4 protein-coding genes are annotated in these 4408 nt (G+C 60.6%); all 4 read right to left on the bottom strand.

The window, feature by feature from the left end:
- The coding region (locus tag ACJROR_RS10015; RefSeq protein ID WP_406546953.1) for a hypothetical protein at positions 1-717 on the bottom strand (717 nt) is incomplete at its 3' end.
- A 9-nt stretch (positions 718-726) separates the two neighbouring features.
- Positions 727-1848: a glycosyl hydrolase family 8 gene (locus tag ACJROR_RS10010; protein WP_406546952.1), complete on the bottom strand. Its 1122-nt coding sequence runs from the start codon at positions 1846-1848 to the stop codon at positions 727-729.
- 10 nt (positions 1849-1858) lie between these two features.
- Complete coding sequence (gene bcsB / locus ACJROR_RS10005; protein WP_406546951.1) at positions 1859-4180, bottom strand: cellulose biosynthesis cyclic di-GMP-binding regulatory protein BcsB; 2322 nt, start codon at positions 4178-4180, stop codon at positions 1859-1861.
- A gap of 41 nt (positions 4181-4221) precedes the next feature.
- Positions 4222-4408, bottom strand: a 187-nt coding sequence (locus ACJROR_RS10000) for a hypothetical protein (protein ID WP_406546950.1), incomplete at its 5' end; no start/stop codon positions are given.

The raw sequence follows: 4408 nt of genomic DNA, 5'->3' as shown, positions 1-4408 counted from the left end.
AAGAAGCCTTTGCCCCGCGGCATCTCTGCCCCGGTTGATTTCAGCAAGGCCGGCATTGGCCAGTCCCTGAGCCTTAAAGCTCCGGATGAGGGGCGGGATCCTTTCCCCGAAGAGGGCGTTTTCCGGAAACTCCCGGAGAAGGGCGGCGAGTCCCCGGGAGGCTTCCTCCTCCCGTCCCGGAATATGGCCCATCATGGCATAGTAGCGGAAACGCAGGTTCGCTTCCCGGGGCGGCCCGCCCAGAGCGTCCTCCAGACTGCTGACGGCGTTTTCATAGTCATCCCGGGTTTCGTACATTTTGAAGGCATTCAGCCTGACCACCATGTTTTCATCATTCATCCGGAGGTAGTCCCGGGCTTCCTGGCAGAAAATCCCGTTCCCGTCATCATGACAGAGACTGTCCGCAAGCCTTTTGGCGGCGTACTGGCCCTGTTTTCCCTGCCGGGCCCGGCTCTGGATCTCCAGAAGCCGGTAATAGCGGGAATCCGTGCCCAGAATGAGGGAGAGCTTCTGGAGAGCGGTTTTTTCCAGATCGGGGTCATAGACCTGCTGCGCCAGAAGATTCTGTTCCTCCAGAAAGCGCTTCTGGGCATTCACGGTGGAGAGATCCAGAGCTGAGGCCGGCGGGAGGAGCGGGCACAGGGGGATCCCGAGCCCTGCCATAAGGCAGAGCCTTCTGAGAGTCCGGGACAGCGTTTTAACCGCAAACATGTTCATGATCTCCCGTTACCGGCCCTTAAGCCGGGCGCCCGGATCCGTAAGGCGGCCGTGGCGGTCAAAGCGGATGAGGTTCCGGTGATGCCCCTCGGCAAACACGGTGAGGGCGTGTCCGTAGTATTCCCCCCGGTCAAAAACCCGGGCGGCCGTGAGGGTGCGGAACAGGGCGGCTCCGCGATCCTGATTCATGACTCCCAGAGGCGCCTGGAAGGCCGGGCCGCCGTTTCCGGACATGACCCCCTGATAGAAGTCATTGCTGTCCGGAGCCTTCAGGGTACGGCCGGCCATGACGCTGATGTTCCGGTACGCCGGGAGCATGAGCTTCTTCACGGGATCGCTGTCAGAGGTGAGCCCCAGCCAGAGGTACACCCGGGTGGCATCCCAGCCGCCACGGTCATCCGGGAGGGTGAGGAGCTCGCCCTGGGAGGTGAAATGCATCCAGTCCGGAGCAAAGCCGGCGCCGGATCCCCTGATTATCTGAGCCAGAGTGTTGCTGCCGGCCCGGGCAAATTCCGGATCCTCCAGGGAAAGCCGGGCGATCACAAACGGGGGGTAATAGCTGGGGTTCAGGGTGACCGTGCCGTCCGGGGCCGCAAAGCCCTGCCGGCCCGGAAGGATCAGGGGGCCCAGCGCGGGATGCTGATATACCGCGGCGGCCATGATATTCCGGATGACCGCCCGGCCGAGAGCGGTGTATTCCGGCTTATTCCAGAGGCGGCCGGCCTCCAGCAGGCTGTAGGCGATAAAGAGATCCGCATCCGTGGCATTGTTGGGATCCCGGATCTCGCCGTCCTGATACTTCCAGGCCGGGAGATGTTCCTCCAGGGAGCCTCCCGCGAGATTGGCTTCGGTGAATCCCAGAATGCGGCTGAAGACCTCCGGCTCGTTAGCGGCCAGAGCAAAAAACAGGGCATAGGACTGGCTTTCGGAGGTGATGACGTCTCCCTCCGCCCGATGATCCGCCACGGCTCCCGCCGGAGTTACGTGAAGATCCCGGAAGCTGTCCCATTCCCGGAACTCCGCTGCCATGGCCGAGCCGCAAACGAGGAAGGGCGCGAGGAAGAGCGCCGGCAGCGCGAGGGGCTTTATAAGCGCGCGAATCCTGCTCTTTATGCTGTTAAGGTTTTTCATAAGAGCCTCCTTAAACTGACATGCGGCCGGAACGCCAGCGCCGGAGGAGCCGGTAGGCGGCCCAGCAGAGAATGACGGCGGTTACCAGAGAACAGAGGAACAGGAGCCACGGGTTTCGCAGCATGACATACCAGACCCGCTGGTACCACGGGAGATGCCCCACGTAGTAGCTGTGGCCCACCTCGGCGTTTTTAACGGTGCCGCTGTTCAGGATGGAGACGGTGCCGGCAATGTCGTCGGCGGTTTTGTTCACGATGAGGTGCTCGGCCAGCGCCTGAAAGCCCGCGGGGCTGTCGGCCATGAGGGCTACTGCCGTGCGGCCGTCCTTAAAGGGGGACTCAAAGGAGATGATGCCGGAGATTCCGTCATAGCCCCGCTGGCTCAGGCGCACCGCAGGATCAATGACCCCGCCCTTTCCCTGATCCCGGCGCCGGGTCTCCCCCTGCTCCAGGAAGGTGCCCGGGAAGCCCAGAGACTGCTCTGATTCATTAAGGACGAGGTTGAGATCCGGCGTTTTGTCAGCGATAACCGCCGGAATTTTGCCCACAATGAGAAGATCCCGGCCGGCCTCCTTCTTGAGAACCTCCTCTCCGGGAGCGAACAGGACGGTGGCGTTATAAGCCGGGTAGCCCGTCTGGGATCCGATGCGGCCCAGGGCGTTAAACAGGGTGTTAAGCTCCGGTTCCTCCGGGGCGGCTCCCATGATAACCGCGGTATTCCCGAGGTCGGCATATACGGAGAAGGGGTAGCCGCTCTGCCAGTAATACCCCAGATTGGGCATTCTGGTAAAGTGGTACAGCCCCGTGAAATCCAGGGAGGAATTCGGATCCACCTCGGCCTGATGGATCAGGGGCTGCACGTCGGAGATGCAGTTTTTGGCCTCTGATTCCCGGGTGTGGCTGTAGGTATAGGTAAAGGTCAGCTGGTTTTTAGGCCGGAGATACAGGGCGCTGATCCGGGTCTGGTTTAAGACATTGACAAAGCCCCCGAGGAAGAGGGTTTCGACGCTGGTGTCCCCCTCCCTGGCCGGGGTCAGCTGGTAGGAGCGCACCAGATGGTTGTTGAACCTGAAGTTCATCTCCGAAATGCCGTGGGGCGGCGGATTGGAGTAGCGGTGTCTCAGGTTCAGCCTGATATGAGATCCTTCGGAAAAGTACAGATCCGGCGGCAGGTTCAGGGTGACATTAATGGGACGGAGATTCACGCCGGAGCTGATAAGCTGGCCGTCATAGAGAGCGAGCTCCCCCAGAGTGACCTCCCGGGTGATGTCCGCCCATTTGGGAGCGTCGTAGGGCTTCCGGGGGGCGCTTTCGGTGAAGGAAATGATTTCCGTCCGGGGCCCCTTCATAAGCTGATCCCCCCGGGTGATGGCCTTGGCAGCGGTAATAAGTCCCTCAGCGTCAGGAGCGCTGATAATGATCAGCTTCCCGTTCAGGGTGCCCGGGAGATCCTGCATTTCCACCGCGGGAGCCTGAACCTCGGGATAATCCCGGAGGAAATCCGGCCGGCTCTTATTGGTGACGAAGGCCACGGCATTTCCGGCGACGGGCTTTTGATTCAGGAACACCGGATAGTCAATGCCCCGCCAGTCGGACAGAATGCCGCCCCAGGAGGCGATGATGCCGGCGGCCTTTACGGTATCGGGATCCGGATGTGCGGCCAGGGCCAGGGAGAGGGTGTTCTGCTCCCGGGCGGCGGGATTGAACAGGAGAGCCTTCATGAAGGCCAGATCGTTCACGGTGATAAGCTTCTGCCGGCTCAGCCTGAGGGCGCTTTCCTGAGAGATGTTAAGCCAGAGGGCGGTGTTCAGCTGATCCTCGCAGATGTCGGTGTAGTGGCCGATAAACTGGAATCTGAGGTCGTTGTAGTTCCTGATGAGAAGGGGATTAAGCTCCACGGTCACCGCATTCTGCCGGCCCAGCATGTCCTCCTCTATGGGCAGGGTTTTCTGGAGGCTGCCGTTAAGATAGACATTAAGCTGGGATCTTACGGGGATCAGCGCCGGGGAAGGGGTGAAGAGCAGGTTCAGGGTCGCCTTGGCGATGATTTCGTCCTGTCTTACCGCAAAGTAAAGATGGTTTTCCGGCTGCATGCCCGTGATGGAGAGATCGCTGTTTTCCCGGCTGTTTTCCAGCTGGGAGAGCTGGTAGGTGCTCAGGATTACCGGCACCGCCGCTGTTTTGGGGGGCAGGGCCGATCCTCCCTTGGGGAGCTCCGGAGCGGTTTCCCCCTGAGCGAAGGCGGGGAGCAGAGAGAGCATCCCGAAGGTCAGGAATAACCGTTTTGTCCTGCCGGTCAGTGTTATTTTGTTCATATTGCGAGATGTATCCATAAGTTTGCGGGTTTCCTGCGGTAATTTAATGCGGCGCCGGTTCATGGCAGTCCCCTCCCTTCCTGCTTCAGGCCCTTTTTCACGGCGTTCACCAGGGGATCCCGGGCCGGCTCCGGAGGCTTTCTCCGGAGATCCACGGGCTGGGGCAGCAGACTGAAAACGAAGATCATAATGCGCACGATGACATTGAGTATTTCCCGAAAGCCCCGGGGGGAATGCCGGAGCATT

The sequence above is a fragment of the Succinimonas sp. genome (assembly GCF_045225735.1).
Taxonomy (GTDB): domain Bacteria; phylum Pseudomonadota; class Gammaproteobacteria; order Enterobacterales; family Succinivibrionaceae; genus Succinimonas.
The sequence above is the reverse complement of the archived record's forward strand: the minus strand, read 5'-3'. Positions and strand labels throughout refer to the sequence as shown.